At 59.7% G+C, this 18,858-nt stretch carries 16 protein-coding genes; 8 read left to right on the plus strand and 8 right to left on the minus strand.

The annotated features are described in order from the left end of the window. Positions 1 to 32 precede the first annotated feature (32 nt). The 5 genes from GOB87_RS12375 to GOB87_RS12395 all read left to right on the plus strand — a co-directional run bounded on the left by GOB87_RS12375 (position 33) and on the right by GOB87_RS12395 (position 5,304). The gene (locus GOB87_RS12375) at positions 33 to 890 is read left to right on the plus strand and encodes an NUDIX hydrolase (RefSeq protein WP_166317259.1); all 858 of its coding nucleotides are present in this window, start codon (positions 33 to 35) and stop codon (positions 888 to 890) included. Then, positions 887 to 1,318 carry a DUF3574 domain-containing protein gene (locus GOB87_RS12380; protein WP_242006374.1) on the plus strand — a complete coding sequence of 144 codons (432 nt, stop codon included), beginning with the start codon at positions 887 to 889 and terminating at the stop codon, positions 1,316 to 1,318. Before GOB87_RS12375 ends, GOB87_RS12380 begins: the two co-directional genes overlap by 4 nt. A 222-nt stretch (positions 1,319 to 1,540) precedes the next feature. Further along, positions 1,541 to 2,923, plus strand: a complete 1,383-nt coding sequence (locus GOB87_RS12385) for an amidohydrolase family protein (protein ID WP_166317262.1) — start codon at positions 1,541 to 1,543, stop codon at positions 2,921 to 2,923. A 7-nt stretch (positions 2,924 to 2,930) separates the two neighbouring features. Further along, positions 2,931 to 3,995, plus strand: coding sequence for an aldo/keto reductase (locus GOB87_RS12390; protein ID WP_166317265.1), 1,065 nt, complete (start codon positions 2,931 to 2,933; stop codon positions 3,993 to 3,995). 145 nt (positions 3,996 to 4,140) lie between these two features. Beyond that, a complete protein-coding gene (locus GOB87_RS12395) occupies positions 4,141 to 5,304 on the plus strand; it encodes a glycosyltransferase (RefSeq protein ID WP_166317268.1) in 1,164 nt (387 codons plus the stop codon). On the opposite strand, the gene GOB87_RS12400 is transcribed toward GOB87_RS12395, so the two are convergent. The 5 genes from GOB87_RS12400 to ispF form a co-directional block, all read right to left on the minus strand. Next, positions 5,262 to 5,864, minus strand: coding sequence for a class I SAM-dependent DNA methyltransferase (locus tag GOB87_RS12400; RefSeq protein WP_166317271.1), 603 nt, complete (start codon positions 5,862 to 5,864; stop codon positions 5,262 to 5,264). The genes GOB87_RS12395 and GOB87_RS12400 overlap by 43 nt on opposite strands. Then, complete coding sequence (locus GOB87_RS12405; protein ID WP_373320659.1) at positions 5,861 to 6,568, minus strand: PIG-L deacetylase family protein; 708 nt, start codon at positions 6,566 to 6,568, stop codon at positions 5,861 to 5,863. Before GOB87_RS12405 ends, GOB87_RS12400 begins: the two co-directional genes overlap by 4 nt. A 17-nt stretch (positions 6,569 to 6,585) precedes the next feature. Next, complete coding sequence (locus GOB87_RS12410; protein WP_166317277.1) at positions 6,586 to 7,680, minus strand: acyl-CoA dehydrogenase family protein; 1,095 nt, start codon at positions 7,678 to 7,680, stop codon at positions 6,586 to 6,588. A 150-nt stretch (positions 7,681 to 7,830) separates the two neighbouring features. Then, positions 7,831 to 9,321: a hypothetical protein gene (locus tag GOB87_RS12415; RefSeq protein ID WP_166317280.1), complete on the minus strand. Its 1,491-nt coding sequence runs from the start codon at positions 9,319 to 9,321 to the stop codon at positions 7,831 to 7,833. A gap of 92 nt (positions 9,322 to 9,413) precedes the next feature. Beyond that, the gene (gene ispF / locus GOB87_RS12420) at positions 9,414 to 10,577 is read right to left on the minus strand and encodes a 2-C-methyl-D-erythritol 2,4-cyclodiphosphate synthase (RefSeq protein ID WP_166317304.1); all 1,164 of its coding nucleotides are present in this window, start codon (positions 10,575 to 10,577) and stop codon (positions 9,414 to 9,416) included. Between the two features lie 212 nt (positions 10,578 to 10,789). Here ispF and GOB87_RS12425 point away from each other — a divergent pair, with 212 nt between their 5' ends. Together GOB87_RS12425 and bamE are read left to right on the plus strand one after the other, a co-directional pair. Further along, positions 10,790 to 12,964: an AsmA family protein gene (locus GOB87_RS12425; RefSeq protein ID WP_242006376.1), complete on the plus strand. Its 2,175-nt coding sequence runs from the start codon at positions 10,790 to 10,792 to the stop codon at positions 12,962 to 12,964. Between the two features lie 196 nt (positions 12,965 to 13,160). After that, a complete protein-coding gene (gene bamE / locus GOB87_RS12430) occupies positions 13,161 to 13,556 on the plus strand; it encodes an outer membrane protein assembly factor BamE domain-containing protein (RefSeq protein ID WP_166317283.1) in 396 nt (131 codons plus the stop codon). Between the two features lie 20 nt (positions 13,557 to 13,576). Here bamE and GOB87_RS12435 read toward each other — a convergent pair whose 3' ends face one another. From GOB87_RS12435 to GOB87_RS12445, 3 genes are all read right to left on the minus strand, one after another. Then, a complete protein-coding gene (locus tag GOB87_RS12435) occupies positions 13,577 to 15,496 on the minus strand; it encodes a bifunctional 2',3'-cyclic-nucleotide 2'-phosphodiesterase/3'-nucleotidase (protein ID WP_166317286.1) in 1,920 nt (639 codons plus the stop codon). Between the two features lie 45 nt (positions 15,497 to 15,541). Continuing rightward, the gene (locus GOB87_RS12440) at positions 15,542 to 16,945 is read right to left on the minus strand and encodes a glutamate--cysteine ligase (RefSeq protein ID WP_166317289.1); all 1,404 of its coding nucleotides are present in this window, start codon (positions 16,943 to 16,945) and stop codon (positions 15,542 to 15,544) included. 75 nt (positions 16,946 to 17,020) lie between these two features. Continuing rightward, positions 17,021 to 17,761, minus strand: coding sequence for a 16S rRNA (uracil(1498)-N(3))-methyltransferase (locus tag GOB87_RS12445; RefSeq protein WP_166317292.1), 741 nt, complete (start codon positions 17,759 to 17,761; stop codon positions 17,021 to 17,023). A gap of 128 nt (positions 17,762 to 17,889) precedes the next feature. Here GOB87_RS12445 and ubiA point away from each other — a divergent pair, with 128 nt between their 5' ends. Continuing rightward, positions 17,890 to 18,816 (plus strand): 4-hydroxybenzoate octaprenyltransferase, encoded by a 927-nt coding sequence (gene ubiA, locus GOB87_RS12450; protein WP_166317295.1) that lies wholly within the window; start codon positions 17,890 to 17,892, stop codon positions 18,814 to 18,816. Positions 18,817 to 18,858: the final 42 nt, after the last annotated feature.

Consider the following 18,858-nt stretch of genomic DNA (forward strand, 5'->3'; position numbering starts at 1 on the left):
GAGGCATATCTCCCGAATTTTGAGAGACGGTCATGACCGAAGCGGACAAGAACGGTTTCCTGCGCCATATCAAGGCCTGCAACAACGCGAGCCTTCCCGGTCGTCGCGTCCCTTTCTATATCGCAGGTCAGCTTGCTGGCTTTGCGGACACGAAGATCATCCCGGCGCTGGATGCAATGGGACTGCGCAAGGGCGACGTCTTCGACCTGCCCAATCCGTCTGTCCTCGAATCCCTTGGCGAGATACTAGCTTCTCAGGGACTCTATCGCCCCCATGATGAACTGTTCGACGTCTGGGGGCCACAAGACGGGCAACCCCCGCTGGGCGTGATCGACCGCGGCGCTCTGCCGCTGCTGGGCTTCGTAGGTGTGGGGGTCCATCTCAATGGACTCGTGCGCAAGGAAGACGGCCTTCATCTTTGGGTGGGGCGCCGCGCCCGCGACAAGCGGCTGGACCCCGGCAAGCTGGATCATCTGGTGGCCGGTGGCGTTCCCGCCGGTCTGACACCCGCTGTCGCCATCGAGAAGGAAGCGGCCGAGGAAGCCAGCCTTCCCGCTGACATGGTGCGCGAAAACGCCCGCGAAGTGGCGCTCATCCGCTACAGCATGGAACGCCCTGAAGGCCTCCGACGCGACAAACTCATCTGCTACGACCTTGTTCTTCCAGACAGCTTCCAGCCTGTTCCCGCCGATGGCGAAGTGGAGGAATTCCTGCTTCTGCCTATCCGGGAAGTAGTCCGGCTGGTGCGTGACACGGATGAGTTCAAGTTCAACGTCAATCTCGTGCTGATCGACCTGTTCCTGCGCGAAGGCCTGATCGATGCCGCCAGCCCCGAAGGGCGCGCGCTGCGCCAAGGCCTATCAGGAGATGTGACCTCTGTTTGCGCATGATCGCACGTACATCCCTGTGTCGTGCATCGCTCTGTCTGGCCCTCATGCTCGTGACCGGCTGCGCTTGCCGTCCAACTCTCCGCACATGCTCCGCGCTCAACGCTGCACCGTCTCTACAGGTCACGCTCATGTTCGGCATGATGCGCTCCGATGGCCGTCCCGTTCCAGAATCTGCGTGGCAGGCATTCCTGCGCACGGACATCACACCGCGTTTTCCAAACGGCCTGACCGTTCTCCCGGCACAGGGGCAATGGCGCGAGCGCGCAACAGGCGCGATACAGTCCGAACCGTCGCGGCTGGTGTGGATTGTCACATCCGACACCGCCCACCTCTCGCAACGTCTTGAAGCTATCCGGGCCGCATGGCGCAGTCGCTTCGACCAGCAATCGGTGGGCGTGAGTCTGACTGCGGCCTGCTCAGCCTTCTGAACACGCGCGACAGGGCCGTCCGATCGCTCTGCCCAGACCGGGACCATGCAACCTCAGCGATCATTGACCGCTTATACGAGAACATACGTGGCCATCGCCTCCTCTCTGTCAGGTTGCAAGGCGTCGCAAGAAAGCAGCTACGCTGATTCATGGTCTCGACAATGCCGTCCGGCGTGCCATCAATTCCCTTTCACCTTCCGGCAGGTCCAAGCAGGAGCCCCCATGCGTCCCAACACCAAGACGGCCCTTCTCATCGGCGGCATCCTGACCGCGACAACGTCTCTGGCCACCACACACGCGAAAGCCGAGCCCATTGCGCTCACACATATCCGCGTGATCGACGGGACCGGCGCGCCGCCCGTAGAAGACGCAACACTGGTCATGGAAAAGGGCCGTATTCTGGCCATCGGTCCCAATGTGCAGCCTCCCGCCAACGCCAAGATTCTCGACCGTCACGGGGATACCGTGCTGCCCGGCCTGATTTCGGATCACAGCCATGTCGGTCAGGTCGATGGCGCGACCACTGGGCCGCAGAACTACAACGACGTCATCATCAAGGGTGAACTGGGTCAGTTCCGACGTTACGGCGTGCTGACCGTCACGGCGCTGGGCAACAACCGGCCCGAAATCTTCGATCCACTCCGCAGGCTCGCTCATGCAGGCCAGCTTCCCGCCGATCTGTTCGGTGTCGATCAGGGCATCGGCGTGCCCAAAGGCGCTCCGCCGGTAAATGTCGCCAAAGACCAACTCTTCCGTCCCGCCTCCGTCGAGGAAGCCCGCAAGGATGTGGACAAGATGGCGCGGGAAGGCACCGATCTGGTCAAGATCTGGGTGGACGATTTCGACGGCACCCTGCCAGTCAAGATGTCACCTGCCATCATCGCGGCTGTGGTGGACCAGAGCCACAAGCACAATCTTCGTGTGGCGGCTCATATTCATGATTTGGCGGATGCCGAGCTTGTGGTGGCGTCTGGTGTGGACATCCTTGCTCATGGCGTGCGCGATCAGCCCGTGCCACCCGATTTTGTGCAAGCACTCAAAAACAAGGGCATCTGGTACATCGCTACGCTGCAACTCGATGAAGCGACGACGGCTTGGGCCGACCGCGCACCGTGGACGCTCACGTCATTCGCGCGTCTGGGCGTCTCGAAAGGACTGGCCGCCGAGATCGACAATCCCGCATGGCAGGCCGCCAACCGTGTGGGCCGCAAGGCCGATGAGGCCCGCGCCTCTCTGGCCATGAACCTTCGCAACCTGAAAACGCTCCATGATGCGGGTGTGAAGATCGGCTTCGGCACCGACAGCGGCGCCATGCCGCTCCGTGTGCCCGGTGTGGCCGAGCATCGCGAACTGGACCTGACAGTGCAGGCAGGCCTCACACCGCTGGAGGCCATTCACCTTGCCACAGGTAACGCGGCCGCCTTGCTGAACCGTTCCGATCGCGGCGTACTTGCCCCCGGCAAACGTGCCGATCTTCTGGTGGTCGAAGGAGACCCTGCCGAGAACATCGCGGAAATCGACAATGTAGTGGAAACGTGGTCACACGACATGGAAGCCGAAGGGCTGGCCGAGTTCCTCCACCCCAAGGAAGAAGAAAAGGAGTAATCCTCTGATGGAATACCGTCTTGTTGGCCATTCAGGCCTGAAAGTCTCCACTCTTACGCTGGGCACCATGACGTTCGGCGGCAAGGGTAATTTCGCCAAGACCGGCAATACGGATGTGGCCGGCGCGCGTCGTCAGATCGACATGGCGATGGATGCGGGCGTGAACATGCTCGACACCGCCGACATCTATTCTTCCGGTGAGTCCGAAGAGATCATCGGTGAGGCGTTGGATGCCGTGCGTCGGAACAAGCTTCTGCTCGCCACCAAGGTCCGTTTCCCGACTGGCGACAAAGGTCCGAATGAACGTGGACTTTCACGCCACCACATCGTGAAAGCCTGTGAGGCCAGTCTCAAGCGCCTGAAAACCGATCACATCGACTTCTACTGGTGCCATGAGTGGGATGGGCAGACACCGGTGGAAGAAACCCTTGCCGCCATGGACGATCTGCGCCGCGCGGGAAAGATCGGCTATCTCGGCGTGTCCAACTATTCCGGCTGGCACATCATGAAGATGCTCTCCGCTGCCGATGCTTCCGGCCTGATCCGCCCCATCGCCCAGCAGATTCACTACACGCTTCAGGCACGCGAAGCGGAATACGAACTGCTGCCGCTGGGCGTCGATCAGGGTGTGGACGCCTTCATCTGGTCCCCGCTCGCGGGCGGCCTGCTCTCAGGCAAATATCGTCGTGGCAAGCCGGAACCCGAGGGCACGCGCAAGGCCGCACACTGGGACGAACCACCAGTGCGGGACGTGGAGGCGCTCTACGACATTATTGAAGTGCTGTTCAAAGTGGCCGAGCGACATGATGGCGCGACACCCGCACAGGTCGCGCTGGCATGGCTGCTGACGCGCCCGGGCGTCACCAGCGTTGTGGTTGGCGCCCGCACGGACGCGCAGCTTACGGATAATCTGAAAGCCGCAACACTCGTTTTGAGTGAAGACGATGTGGAGGAGTTGGAAAAGGTCAGCCGCCCGCCACTGCTCTATCCTTACTGGCATCAGGCTTCCACGGCGGCTGATCGTCTATCAGACTCCGATCTGGTGTTGCTGGAGCCTTTTCTGAAAAAGTAAGACGATGCCAGAGTTCTTCCGGATGGATAGGCTCCAGTCCAATCTCTGACGATGTTTCAAAAGTTTCGTCTTCTCATATGGGAAAACGAAACTTTCCGTTCTGTAAGGAGTTTAGATAGCATCTTGCAAAAGGTGCTATCCCCTTATGGCACTCCGCTCTCTCATTCCTCCCCTCGCCGTCGCTGTTCCTGTCCGGAATGAAGAAGAACGTATCGGAACCTGTCTGGAAGCACTGGCGCGGCAGGAAGGCGCAGCTTTCGATCATGTCGTCCTGTTGCTGAACAACTGCTCCGACGCCACTCTCATTCACGCTCAATCATTGGCTCCTGCGCTACCTTTCACACTCACCCTTGTGGAACGGCAATATGCGTTGGAACGGGCGCATGCCGGCACTGCCCGTCGGGAAGCCATGGAAGTGGCAGCGGACCTTGTGGGACCAGAAGGGCTTCTTTTTACCACTGATGCAGACGGCACCGTGACTTCGGATTGGTTGATACGTACCCTCGCGGCATTCGAAGCGGGTGCGGCGGTCGTCTGTGGCCGCGCCATTATCGATGCCATGGACGCCGTAAAGATTCCTGCCAGCCTTCATGATGACGATGTCGCTGAAGTCGCCTATGGCACCCTGCTGGATCACATCCACCATCTGACCGATCCCGATCCGGCCGATCCATGGCCACGTCACACGGAACATTCAGGAGCCAGCATCGCGGTGAGAGTCTCCGCCTGGAAATGCGCAGGTGGAATTCCGGCCGTCCCTTCCAGTGAAGACCGCGCTTTCGTGGCTGCGCTACGCCGTATCGATATGCCCATCCGCCATGCGCCGGATGTTCTGGTCACTGTCTCAGGTCGCACGACAGGACGCGCTCAGGGGGGCATGGCTGAGACGATCGCCCGCCGCATACATCACCAGGACGAAATGCTCGACGATGCGCTGGAGCCGGCGGTTCTGTGTCTGAAACGTGCACAAGCACGCTCAGCACTCAGAGTATTATGGAACGAATATCCCCGAAATCATGACCTACAGATGCTACAACCTCTTGCTTCTCACCTAGAACTGACAGCGACTGAAATCGCCGCATGGCTCGGCGCACCCTATTTTGGACAAGTTTGGGAGGCCATCGAAAGAGCCAGTCCCGCCTTACGCCGACAAAGAGTCAAAAGATCAGAACTGACGCAGCATCACGCTGCAGCAACAGAAATTCTCAAAAACCTTCTCGCACAAAACCCCCTATCTACCAGAAGCTTTCTCAAATTTCCCCCTCCTCAATCGATCACGCACTCTCGAGAGAGACAATCGATCCGGTAAGTCGGATGACGCTGTGTGGAGCACGACACCACACCATGATCCCGACATGTTGCCATAAAAAGTTCGGCAGCTTCATCGCCGGTGCAAGGCGTATCGGTTTCACCTGTCCAGTTGACAAGTACGATCCGCCCCTTCGGCTGCAAAACAAACAGACACTTATGTGCAAGATGCACGATGTCCGGACGTGACAGAAAGTAAAGCATCTCGGAAATCAGAATCAGATTCTGACTTCCCTGTGGAAGCACGGGGAAGTCCTGAGGAAGCTGAGCATTCAGGAAAGAAACATTATTACAACTATCACACCGTTTTTCGGCACGCTCGAGAGCCGTTTCCGCAATATCCACGGCAAGAAGCGTGTGGCAGCGCGAAGCGAGGCACGCTGTCAGAACTCCGATCGAACAGCCCAGTTCAAGTGTCGCCTGAAAAGGCCCCACACCAATACATGCAAGCGTAAGCGCATATTTTTCACGTTCATACGGGCTCGTCTCGAATTTCCATGGGTCCGCATCCTCTCGATAGAGTTTCTCGAAAACATGGCGGTCCCAGCTCTGCTTCCTCATGAGCACAGAAAAACCTCATAGGGCGCATCAAAAATCTCCAGAAGTTGCTCTGGCAGACGGAAAGCCTCAGGATCGTCGTCGATCAGACCTCCATATTGACTTGCGTGCAACCGGATGGCCCGCTTCTTGTGCGCGGCAAACGCCGAAATATCCAGACGCACTCCTTGGATCTTCTCGTCCCCAAGTTCCAGATGCGGCGGAATCATCCACCCCCACACTGGATAGGAGAATAGGGAAACGGCGCTCTCTCCGCTGAGCGCCACTCCCATTTTCCATACAGCCTCATGATCACAGTGAGGATCATGCCGCCAAGGCACGAAGACCGTACCGCATCGATAAATGTGAACGAACTGCGCCAACTGCCGAATTACACGCCTAAAATCTTCTCCCTCATGAGGCGCTGCCGTATCGGGAAGACCCAGAAACACAAGATGATCGGAAGGAAGTCCTAACGCGGTCGTAGCCTCACGGGCTTCCTGCTCACGTTGCGCGCGCAGACGAGATGGAGGCCATGCCTGCGAATTAGGATGCGAGCCTACCCCGTCAGTAGCAATCACAACCAGAGGCGGTCGTCCTGCAGCGCAGAGATGCGCGATCAACCCTCCACATCCAAGACTTTCATCATCGGCATGAGGCGCGAGAATCAGAGCATTTCCGGGAGCAATTTCGTCAAGGGAACGAAATGGCAGGGAACGAAAAAGCACCTGAGCCTCTCCCGCCTTCATGCTCGGGAAAACTCGTTATGTGTAAAATACGTAGCAGCTTCAGCTAGTGTCTCATCCGGCGCCGGTTGCCTGAGATAAGTGGCAAGATCACGCATGATGCGTTCCACGACATTGGTCTTTACAAAAGCCGAAAGTCCCAGCCCTCGCTGCACAAGTTCAATGACATCCAATCCGGCCCGTTCAACGGCGATACGAGCAAGGTTGACGATGGCTACAGCCTCATCAGGATCAAGAGCCGCATCCTCCGCCACACGCGCAGCCCTGCTGGTCCACAGAGCCGCCGTCTCCTTGGCAATCAAAGCCAGACCGATCCGATCCTTCTGCGCGGGGCAGGTTTCACGCCCTCGCGCCACCAGTTGTTTGCGAAACAATGTGACCAGCCGGTCAATACCACCAAGAGCAACCGCCATGCCGCGCCATGCCCCCACCGAGAACTCGGGTTGCCGCAGGTAGTCGCCCGCCTGACCGACAAGAGCATCCGGCGTTACATGCATGCCACTGAAATCACATGCGCCAGTTCCCGCGCCACGCATGCCACACAAACCACCGATGGACTCCGTGGCCTTTCGCGCGGCATCCAGCGGAACAACGAGCATTCGTGTCTCACCCGTCGTGGTTTCGGCTGTTATGAGAGGACGAGTGACATGCAACGCACCTGAAGCAAACATCTTCTCGCCGTGAAGAGCATATGTTGAACCGACCCGCGTCATGCGCACACCGTTCGTCGTTTCTGTCACCCATATGCCCGCGAGCGCACCATCGTGGATGGCTGCCGCAAGCCGATGCAGTTGCCCCGCACTCCCATACCGAAAGACCAGCCGAATGGCGTTGACATGCCCTTCGAGTAGCCGCCCCAACGAAAGATTACCCTCCCCCGTAAGACGCAACAGTCGCATCAAATCTGTCGAACTCTTGGGTTCCGTTCCCAAGCCGAAACCGCCAAGTGCTTGAGGCAAGGCCGCCGACATCCCACCCAGCGAACGCAGACGCGCCAGTCCAGCAATCGGGAAGCCTCCGTCACGGTCATTCGCAGAGGCTTCCTCTTCCAGTTCGGGCTGACTGGCTCTGAGGCTTTCGAAGGGAAATGTCATCGTCCTGCAACGCCTTTCGGGAGGGGAGGAAGATGGAAAAGGCTTCCTTCCGATGAAAAGCGTTAAAATGGACATGGGTTGCACAAGGAATGGAAAAACGGATCGATCTGCGATCGTCGCTGGTGTTTTTTCTTCCTCTCCATTCAGGAGTCACTTGCGCTGATAGCGCAGGATCACGAACCGTCCTATCTGTCGTCGGGCTGTGGGCGCACCAAAAGTGCGAAGAACAGCTGCCTCGTCATACGTCTCGGTCGGTGACGGTACCAGCACAAAGAAAGAATGATGCGTAAGTTCATCAAAACTGAAATTTTCATGAATATGTTGAAAAGGCACAACATGTCCGTTGCCATCCGTTACAGCGGGAAGAACGGTCAGACTGCCTTGAGAAGCAATTTCGTAAGTAAGAGAATGCCACCATGTGCCGATCCCTATGGAAGGTTCTTCATGCAACAAAGTATCCAGAAGCGCTCCGCCATCATCCGCCTGCAGGAAAGTTGGGGGTGGATGGGCAATCAGTCTCGCATCCGCCTTTATTGTAAACGCCAGAGTCAGGCCCGCGACGGCGAGAACGGCTTTCTGTCTTGCGCAGCATAAAGCCATTACGAGACACAAAGTTGCCCAACCGGGAAAGAAATAACGCACCGAGGCAATCGAGAACGCCTCGGCAGATATTCTGTTACTGAGCACAAGACTCGCCGCATTACAGAGCGTCGCCAGCAAAAGGATAGAAAAAAAAGGATCTTTTCCCTGCCCATCTCCACAGGAACCTGTTCTCAACAGAAGACGCCCTGCCTGCCATAAACAGAGGCCCAGAAGGATAAAATGCAGAAAGGTCGGCACACTTTCCTTGACCGGATGTCCAAACGGATCGGCACCAAACGCCAGTAGAACATCGTGAAAAAACGTGGACAGCGTGCCGCCGATGTCCTGCCACGCCACGAATTGCGGATTGAGTGGCTCGACGGCAAACCCACCGGTAGACTGATTAATGGCAATCGCCATAGGAGCGAGAACCGCCATCGCGAGCATAATGCTGCCCAGACGCGCCAATCGTCCCCTGTTTTCATATCTTTCGCTAAACCGGCTGATACAGAACAACAGAACCGGCAGGGTAATCATGACCTGCAAAAGAGGATCGCCCACAATGCCCAGAAACGCCAAAAGCCCGCAGGCCGTCAGGTGACCATATCGTCCTGTTTCCAAATAACGCGCGGCATGATGGAGCGCCCACACCCCGTAAATGAGCGACCCGAGATGAATGGCGGACAATGTGACGAAATAAGCCGTCTCAACCGTTAACAGAGGCACGGCAAACAAGGTCAGGACGAGCAGGGTCGCGCCCCAACGGGCGCTTGCCGCTACCAGACGCAGTCGCACCACGGCAATGAGAGAGGCCACCAGCGCCGTCCATGTTACGGCAGGCTGAAAGGCCAGCAAGAGAGGACTGATAGGTGAATGGCCCAGCCCTGCCCATGCCACAGATAAAAGTCCCGACAGGGGAATATCCGATGTCCAGAAATCCGGAGGCGTCAGCGTCCAGCCATGCAGACGCCAGTTCCCGTGGATAAAGGCCTTGCCTGCCAGAAAATAACCGACCTGATCGGACGTTCGCGCCCAATAGCGCGCGACATGTGCGCTCACGACGCAGAAAACACACGCAAGCCCAGACCATAAAACAGCGGGACCGAAGCGACGAAAGTTTATTCTACGCGCCACTTCAATCTGCCCATGCTTCAGGGCACCAGAACAGTCGCGGTCGCCGTGCAGGCAATCCCTTCTTCACGTCCTGTAAAGCCTAGCCGCTCGGAAGTCGTAGCCTTCACTGAAATCCGATCCACATCCACTTCCAGCAGGGAAGCCAGACGCTCCCGCATCGCCTGTGCATGTGGACCGATTTTGGGGCGCTCACAGATCAGGGTGACGTCAGCGTTTATCAGCATTCCACCCTTCTTGCGGATCAGTTCTCCGGCATGGACAAGGAAGCGGGCGCTGTCGGCGTCTTTCCACTCATTCTTGCTGGGCGGGAAGTGACGGCCGATATCGCCCTCGGCCAAGGCACCGTAAATGGCATCGCACAGAGCGTGAATGCCGACATCCGCGTCCGAATGACCGGCAAGACCACGGTCATAAGGAATGGTGATGCCGCACATGATGAGCGGCCGACCTTCGGCAAAGGCGTGGACGTCGTAGCCGAAGCCGGTGCGCGGAAGCAGGGTTGGGCCGATCAGGCGTTCGAGGCGCACCAAATCCTCCTCGTAAGTCAGCTTGATGTTGTCTTCGGAACCGGGCGTGAGGGCCACGCTGAAACCGGCGGATTCGAGCAAAAGCGCGTCATCGGTGGCCGTGTTGTCGCCTTTCGCCTCCGCCGCACGATGCAGGTCGCGCAAAATCGGGAAGCGAAAGCCCTGCGGCGTCTGGGCGCGAAACAGATTGGCGCGCGAAACCGTGTCCGCAATCACGCCGTTCTCACCCTTCTTGAGCGTGTCGGCAACGGGCACCGCCGGAATCGCGCCCGGATGTTCGGCCAGAGCCGCGATCACGTCCGCGATCAGACACGCCGGGACATAGGGCCGCGCTCCGTCATGCACCAGCACGAGATCGGGCTTCTGATCGTCCGGCAAAGCGTCCAGCGCTTCCAGACCGGCGCGCACACTGTCCTGACGTTCCTTACCGCCGGGGATAGGGGACAGAGTGGTCATGCCCTCCAGAGCTTTCTCCAGCATCGCGGGATCGCCCACGGGCTGGATCAGCGCCACATGAGGGGCCAGCGCCTCTGCGGCGTGACGAATGACAGGACGACCGCCAAGCGTGATGAACTGCTTGGCGGTGGTGGAGCCGGTGGCGGCGGCGTAACGGCTGCCGAGCCCGGCCGCGAGGAGAATGGCGGCGACACGCATGATGGCGCAGGAATGGGCGGTAGGGCGGCTCCCGTCAAGACAGCGCAACGTATCCATAGCCTTTCCTGACTGGCCCCAAGCTGTTTCGTTTTCCGGAACTTCGGCCCGACGTACCGCGTTGCGCCCTGAGATGTCCTTGCTTCTCAAGGGATTGGGACGCATGAAAACGGGACTTGCCCGAACCGGCGCGGCCGCATGGGGCGAAAAGGAACATGAAAGCAATGGTCGCGGGACTGCCTTCGGCCAGCGGACGGGGACAGATGAGCGACACATCGTTTTACCAGCGCCACAGATATTCGCTCTCGGGTTTTGGCCTGTTCGTCCTTCTTCTCGTGCTGCTGATCATCTTCTGGTCATGGGACTGGTTCGTGCCCCTGGTGAACCGTCAGGCGACAGCTGCGCTGGGCCGTCCCACCACCATTGAGCATCTGCATGTCCGGCTGGGTCGCGTCACGCGCGTAACCGTGGACAAGCTGCGGAGTGAGCAGCCCGCACCCTTCGCGAACGTCAAAGCACCTTTCTTTGCCGCCGAGCACGCCACAGCCGAGATCGACATGTGGAAATTGCTCTGGCACCGCGACCTTTTTCTGCCACTCATCCGGCTGGAGACCCCGCAAGCCGACGTGGAGCGCCGCAAGGACGGCACCAACAACTATACGTTCGGATCGACGAAGAAAGATGAGAGTAAGAGTTCGTCGAGTTTCTCTCCCTCATCCATCGGCGGTCTGGAAATTAATGACGGCCATGTGCACCTGCATGACGACGTCCTGCGCGCCGACATGGACACCGCCCTGCACACCACGCCGCCCAAAAGCGACACCGATCGCGGGACCATCGTGGCCGACACCACCGGTCGCTATGCCGCGCAGCCCATCAAGGGGTATTTCATAGGCGGTGCGCTGCTGTCCCTGACGGACGCCAAAACCCCTTATCCGGTCGATCTGGATGTCCGCAACGGTGCAACGCGCGTCACGCTCAAGGGAACGGTGGACGACCCGCTGGCCTTCAAGGGCAGCAAGCTCAAGCTGCACCTTCTCGGTCCCGATATGTCGCTGCTCTACCCGCTGACCGGTGTCCCCATTCCGCAAACGCCGCCTTACGACATCACCGGCAATCTCGATTACACCGCCAACCTGATCCGCTTCTCCGACTTCCGTGGCCGGATGGGGTCCAGCGACCTTGACGGCACACTGAGCGTCAATCCGCATGACAAGCCGCCCACGCTGGAGGCCGCACTTCATTCGCACCGCGTGGACATCGCCGATCTCGGCGGCTTCATCGGAAGCAAGCCCGGTCCTCAGTCGCAAAGCGAAAAAAAGGCCGAGGCAAAAGATCCGAACGTTTTGCCCGACACGCCGATCAACGTGCCAAAGCTCAACGCCATCAATGCGCATGTCACCTACAAAGGCGATCACATCGAGAACAAGCGCCTGCCGCTCGATAACATCGACACCGAGTTTGCGGTGCAGGACGGCGCCATCGACCTCAAACATCTGACTTTCGCCGTCGGCAAAGGCAGCATCAGTGCTGCCGCCACACTCACGCCCGCGCAGAAAGGCTTTGCTACAAAAGCAAAGTTTGATTTCTCGCGTCTCGACCTCGCTCACATCATGCGCACCACCACCCAGACGCAGGCGCAGGGCGGCATCATCGGCGGCAACTTCACGCTGACTTCTACGGGCAACTCCATTGCCTCACTGGTGGCCAACGGCAATGGCGGCCTGACGCTGGTGCTCAGCGAAGGAGGCGATATCTCCGCCCTTCTGCCCGAAGCGCTTGGGCTGCAACTCGGAAATGCCATTCTCTCCGCGCTTGGACTGCCCGGTCATACGGCCGTGGACTGTTTTCTGGCCGATATGCCGCTGCGCAACGGGGTGATGAACACGAAAACCCTGCTTCTGGAAACACGGGAAACCCGCACACTGGGAAGCGGCAGCGTGGATTTCCGCAAGAACACAATCGATTATTCGCTGACGACACGCTCGATAGGCCCGACGATCCTGTCCTTTCCGGGCGCCTTCAACATCACCGGAGCCCTCAAAAGTCCCAGCGTAATGCCGGGAGCCGAAATCATCGGGCGTGCAGCGGCCGCAGCCGGGTTGGGCTTTGTCTTTCCGCCCCTCGCCCTTCTCCCGACCATTCAGCTTGGCGTGGGCAAGGGGTCACGCTGTGAAGCTGCCGTGCAGGCCATCAACGCGCATCCTGCCTCCGGCATCGTACCCCCGGGTGCCCGGAAGGGACAGCCCGCTCCACAAGGAAAGAAAGCGCAGCATTCGGTGCAGCATGGCCATACCAAAGCCGCGCAGACGAAAGCTTCCAGTAAGGAACGCACGATGACACCCGCAGAAATCCGGGCGGCATGGGAGAAGAAACTCCACAAAAACTGAGGCTGCATGGAAACGGCTCTTCCGCCTGTCCTTCTCGCGAAGCCGCCGTTTCCCTTCCTCGTGCCATACCGTCAGCCCCCAGCTACGAACATTTCTTTTTGCGTTTCTGTTGGATAAGACATCCTGACCATTCCTCGCCTACGCCAGTCATGGGCTGCGTTCTTCGGCAAGGAAGCAAGAAGGACGATCCTATCCGATGATTTCACGTTTCCGCCCGGTCGCTGGCGTTGTGATCCTTTCCTGCGCGCTGACGCTGGCTGCCTGTGCCACCAGTGGCAACACCACACTGAAAAACGAAACCGACGCCACGATCGATCAGAAAATTCACGACGGCGTCACCACCCGCGATCAGGTTCGCGCCCTGTTCGGACCTCCGCTACGAACCACCTTCACCGATAGCGGACATGAGGAGTGGGAATATTCCTTCACCAAGCAGGTGACGGACGGCGAGAACTTCATTCCCATTTACGGCGATCTTCACCAGAGTTGGCATGGCCACCAGAAGAACCTGACCGTCATCTTCGACGGCAATGTCGTCTGGCATCACGCCATGAACACGTCACCCATCAAAACCAGCTCCGGCCTGTTCTGACACTCCCGGCGCAATGCGTCCTATCTCGCTCCGCCCGACACATCGCGCCCCGTGAGAACTGCGTACCGGTCACAGCCGACAGCACCTTCCCCCAATCGCACAAGATTGCCGCATTGCTTCGCCAGCGATGCGGCGGCGAAAGGCAGATCCACCCACACCGTGACCTCCGCTCCAAGTGGACGAAAATGCCATGGCTGAATCTCTGAAGGCACGATGGTCTGTCGCGTTTCCACATATTTTGCCAGAACGTCGCGGCTGCGTGCCGTGGAAACCTCCACGATGTGCTCGCAACCCGTACCGGGAAAATGGCCGCCGCCTGACGCACGGTAGCTGTTGGTCACAACGAAGACTGGCTGCTCGCGCTCGATAGGCTGCGATCCCAGCTTCAAACTATGGATGCGTCGCGCAGAAGGATCGACCAACCGCCCCTCTGCGTCATAACGAGTTGGCGCCGTCAGATCGATCTCCCATGTCAGCCCACCATTTACCGCCTCAGAAGCCAGCACATCGAATGTATAGGACGGGATAGAGGCATCGAGCAGCGGTTGAGGATGCGCCTCAGTCGGATCGATCCGGTTAAAAACTGCCGCCGCGCGCTCAAGCCACTCCTGTATCTCCGCACCCGTGCAACGCACGAGCGCCAGTGTGTTGGGATAGGGATAAATACTCGCCAGATCGCGCAGGGCCAGCGGGCCTGTGGGAATATCCACAAAGGACGCGGCGCCTGCTCCCCCCGCATGGAAAGGAGATGCGGCCGAGAGAAGCGGCAGGGCTTCCGCTTCTGTCTTCGCCAGAAAAGACCGTGCCCATGCCAGTTGCGCTTCATTGATAAGGGCAAGCGTCGGATCGGAGCCGGTAAACGTAAAAAATGTCGTCAGCGCGCCAGTCGTGTGAGCTACGGGCTGCGCCATCCACACCTTCGTCGCTTCATGCTCATCCTGCACCAGCTTCGTCAGGACAGGATCCTGCGTCACGACAGGCGACACGGTGGCGTTCGCTGACTGCGCGCAGATCGGACGTGTCTCCACACGAAACGATTGGCATCTCCACTCTCCGCCGACGCCACGGGTCAGTGTTAGATCGATCAGACCGAGGTGACTGCCCCAGAAACCCGGCATCACCGCGGGCTTGCCGTGCAGCGTGCCTGTTTCGTTGTCCACATCGGCCAACCCATCATGCGCGGGACCGGGAAAGACGTGATGGGTATGTCCGAGCAGGAGGGCGTCGATGCCGGGAAGAGCCGCCAACGACAGAGCCATGTTTTCCGCCCCGCTCTCCTGCGGTCCATCGGCAATGCCACAGTGACACAGCGCCACGATCACATCGCTCTGCGCCCTCAGAACCGGAAGCACTCTCCGGGCTGCCTCCACCATGTCACAGGCCTGCACCCGGTCCTGCAGATGCGTGGCGTCCCATGTCATGATCTGGGGTGGCACAAATCCCACCACACCGATCTTCAAACGATGGCACGTGCCCTCATCGTCCACCATGTCGCGCTCCAGCACGACGAAGGGTGGCACAAACGCTCCTCCGTCCACGCGAGCCACATTGGCGCAGACGACCGGAAACGCGGTCTGTGCAAGAACCTGCTGTAAAAAGGACAGACCGAAATTGAATTCGTGATTCCCCAACGTCGCCGCATCGTAACCCAACCGGTTCATCAACCGGATCATGGGATGGACATCCACTGCGGCCAGATGCCCATCCTGCGCCATGTAATCGCCCAGAGGCGTGCCCTGAAGCGTATCTCCATTGTCGAACAGAAGCGTATTGGGCACCTCATCGCGGGCAGCCCGGATCAGTTCGGCAACCCGCAACAGCCCGACGCCATGATTTTCATGGGCCCGGTAATAATCGTAGGGATGCAGACAGGCGTGAAGGTCGGAGGTCTCGAGAAGCCTTACCCGGAGCATGCTGGCCCCACGGTCTGCCTCACCCATGTCGGCACGCCTCGGCTGCCTGCATAAAAAACCGGCAGTTACCCCTCATATTTCCGCTTCGGACAGAATACGGCGCACATCACCGCCCCAAGGTCCGTTATACCGTTCCAGCCAACGCTCCGCCTGTGTCGGCGCACCTGCCACGAGCGCCTGAAGGGGCGCGAGCAACACGGTTTCATCCTGTCCGGCCGTATTACGCAGCCCGCGCGCCCGAAGACCGTCTGTGGCAATTGCCACCATCCGGGCCGCCAGATCGCGCACGGTGCCTGTGCCCAGCGGAGTGTTCAGCGCACGCGCCGGCACATCGGCCCGCAGCGTGCGATACGTCGCTTCGTCGTACTCGCGCACAAGGCTTTCTGCGGCACTCAAGGCGGCATCGTCGTACAGCAGCCCCACCCACAGAGCGGACTGAGCGATCATCATCTCCGGTGACCCGGCATCCGCGCCCCGCATTTCCAGAAAACGCTTGAGCCTCACATCTGGAAAGAGCGTCGTCAGATGATCTTCGAAATCACCGATAGTGGGTGTGAGACCATCAAGGCCGTCCTGCCGGTCTCCGGCAAGCCATGCGCGAAACGACCGCCCGGCCACGTCGATCAGCTTGCCATCGCGCACGATGAAATACATCGGCACATCCAGCGCCCACTCGACATACTTCGCAAAGCCGAAATCTTTCGCAAAGCAGGCATCGGGCATCCCCGAACGATTGTTGTCCGTATCGGTCCACACATTTGCCCGATTGGACAGCCAGCCATTGACCTTGCCTTCATAAAACGGCGAATTGGCGAACAGGGCGGTGGCCACTGGTTGGAGAGTGAGCGAGACACACATCTTGCGCCGCATATCCTCTTCCGAGGCAAAATCCAGATTGACCTGAACGGTGCAGGTCCGCTGCATCATGTCCAGTCCCATGGAGCCGACCTTGGGCATATAGGCCCGCATGATCGCGTAGCGGCTCTTGGGCATCCATGGCTGAGACGCCCGTGTGGCGAAGGGATGGAAGCCCAGCGGCGCGAATCCCAGGCCCAGCTTGCGGGCCGGACTGCGGATATTGGCGAAGTGACGCTCCAGTTCCGCGCGCGTGTCATGGAGACTCGCCAAAGGTGCGCCGGAGAGTTCGAACTGCCCTGCCGGTTCCAGCGAGATCGCCCCGCCCGCGTTCTCTCCCTGCCCCTTCAGCCCAATGAGCGCCGGGCCATCCATGATCGGCTGCCAGCCGCCCTCGGCCCGCACGCCTTCCAACAACGCGCCGATGCCCTCAGGGGCGTAGGCCGGTGAGGAAAAAGCCGGACGCTCTGCCGTCGCCGCCTCAGGCCGTACGAAGCCGAATTTTTCGTGCTCCGTACCGATCCGCCAGTCTTCACGTGGTTTACAGCCCGAGGCCAGCACATCCACGAGATCCTGTAGGGAAGTAATGGGACGTGCGTCCTGCTCGGCGGGATTGGACATCGGCTGCGGGTTCCAGTCGGGACAGCGAAACCGCGGACGGCACGGGACAGCCCCGAACCGAACGCTCCCGCCGCCTCAAGCGTTTCGGAGCTGGGAATCGAACAGGGCGAGCGCTGCCGTGACGGCTGTCTCTGCCCGCAGCACCCTGTTCCCCAGTGTGACAGGTGTAACAAAGGGGCGGGCACGCAGAACGTCAAGTTCCCCGGCGCTGAATCCCCCCTCCGGACCGATGAGAACGCCATCGCCCACTCGCGCTCCGGCAAAGGCGACAGGACCTTCTCCTTGGGCAATCTGTCGTTCCACCGCAACAAAAAGACGGAAATCAGCAGGCCATGCTCCGAGAAAATCGGTCAGGCGGACCGGGGCCTCCACCACTGGCACACTCAACCGCTCACACTGCTCCGCCGCTTCGGTGGCAATCGATTCGAGCCGCTCACTCTTTACGCGGCCACTCACCGTGCGCTCGGTTATGACCGGAACGAAGCGCGACACGCCCAATTCCGTTCCCATGCGGATCACGAGATCTGTGGAGTCGCGCTTGAGCAGCGCGAAGACCAGCACACAGCCCGGCTCGGGCGCGGGTGCGCGCAGCTGTTCCACAACCGTGAAACACCCCTTGTCCTTGCGCACGCCCGCGATCCGCGCCAGCCACTCCCCGTCGCGTTCGTTGAACAGACGCACCTCGTCTCCCTCGGCACGACGCAAAACCGTACCGAGATAACGCGCCTGCTCGGGCGTCATCGGCAGGTCCGCATGTGCCACGAGTGTCTCCCCGACAGACACATGCAACCGAGGCAGGGTGTGAAGCGCCGACATGCCAGAAACTCCGCAAGGATCGGTTGACCGAACGTGGGGACCATTGACCCGGAAGAGCCATCCCCGCATCAATCGGCGCGGTTTCGGCGGGATCGGCCTGCCGGTCAAGTCTGTCAGGGAAGAGCCCGGTGCCGAACACGACCACTCCGCACACCGACATCCGCACCTCCGGCTGGATCGCGCATCTTCCCGCCAAGCTGCGCCCGTATGCCCTGCTGGCCCGACTGGACCGGCCCATCGGGGCATGGCTGCTCTTTCTGCCCGGCGCATGGGGCATCCTTCTTCCCGGTGCTCACACGGCCATTGCCCCCATGGAGCGGCTGCGGCTTCTCGTGTTGTTTGGCATTGGCAGCGTGGTGATGCGTTCGGCCGGCTGCGTCGTGAACGACATGTGGGATCGCGACATCGACCGTCAGGTGGCGCGCACAGCCGGGCGACCGCTGGCCTCCGGCGCATTGCGGATGCGGCACGCGGCTCTTTTCCTGCTGCTGCTCCTACTTATCGGTTTCGTCATCCTGCTCCAGCTCAACGGTCTGACGCAGATCCTCGGCGCCTCCTCGCTTCTGCTTGTGGCGCTCTATCCCCTCGCCAAGCGTTTCACATGGTGGCCGCAACTCGTCATGGGGTTCACGTTCGGCTTCGGTGCACCCATGGGCTACGCGGCGATAACGGACCGCTGCGATGCGACGCAGATGCCGCTCTATGCCGCCACGATCTTCTGGCAACTCGGTTTCGACACGATCTACGGCTTTCAGGATATGGAGGATGACGCCCGTATCGGCGTGAAATCCACCTCCCGTCTGTGGGTGCACCGACCACGCGGCTTCGTCGGCGCCTGCTACGCTCTTGCGGCCGCAGCTTTCATCACAGCGGGCGTACTGGCCCATACGGGTTTCGGCTTCTTTCTTGGCGCGCTGATCTGCGTGGGACTGCTGTTGTACCAAGCTTCCCGAATCAATCCCGCCGATCCGCGCCTTTGTCTTGCCCAATTTCGCGCGAACCGGGACATCGGAATCGGATTCGCACTCGCCTGTTTGGCCGGTCTCCTCACATGAGACGGAAAAAGATGTGAAGAAGTGAGGTTCATTCCCTTTGCG

The sequence above is a fragment of the Acetobacter estunensis genome, assembly GCF_011516945.1.
GTDB lineage: Bacteria > Pseudomonadota > Alphaproteobacteria > Acetobacterales > Acetobacteraceae > Acetobacter > Acetobacter estunensis.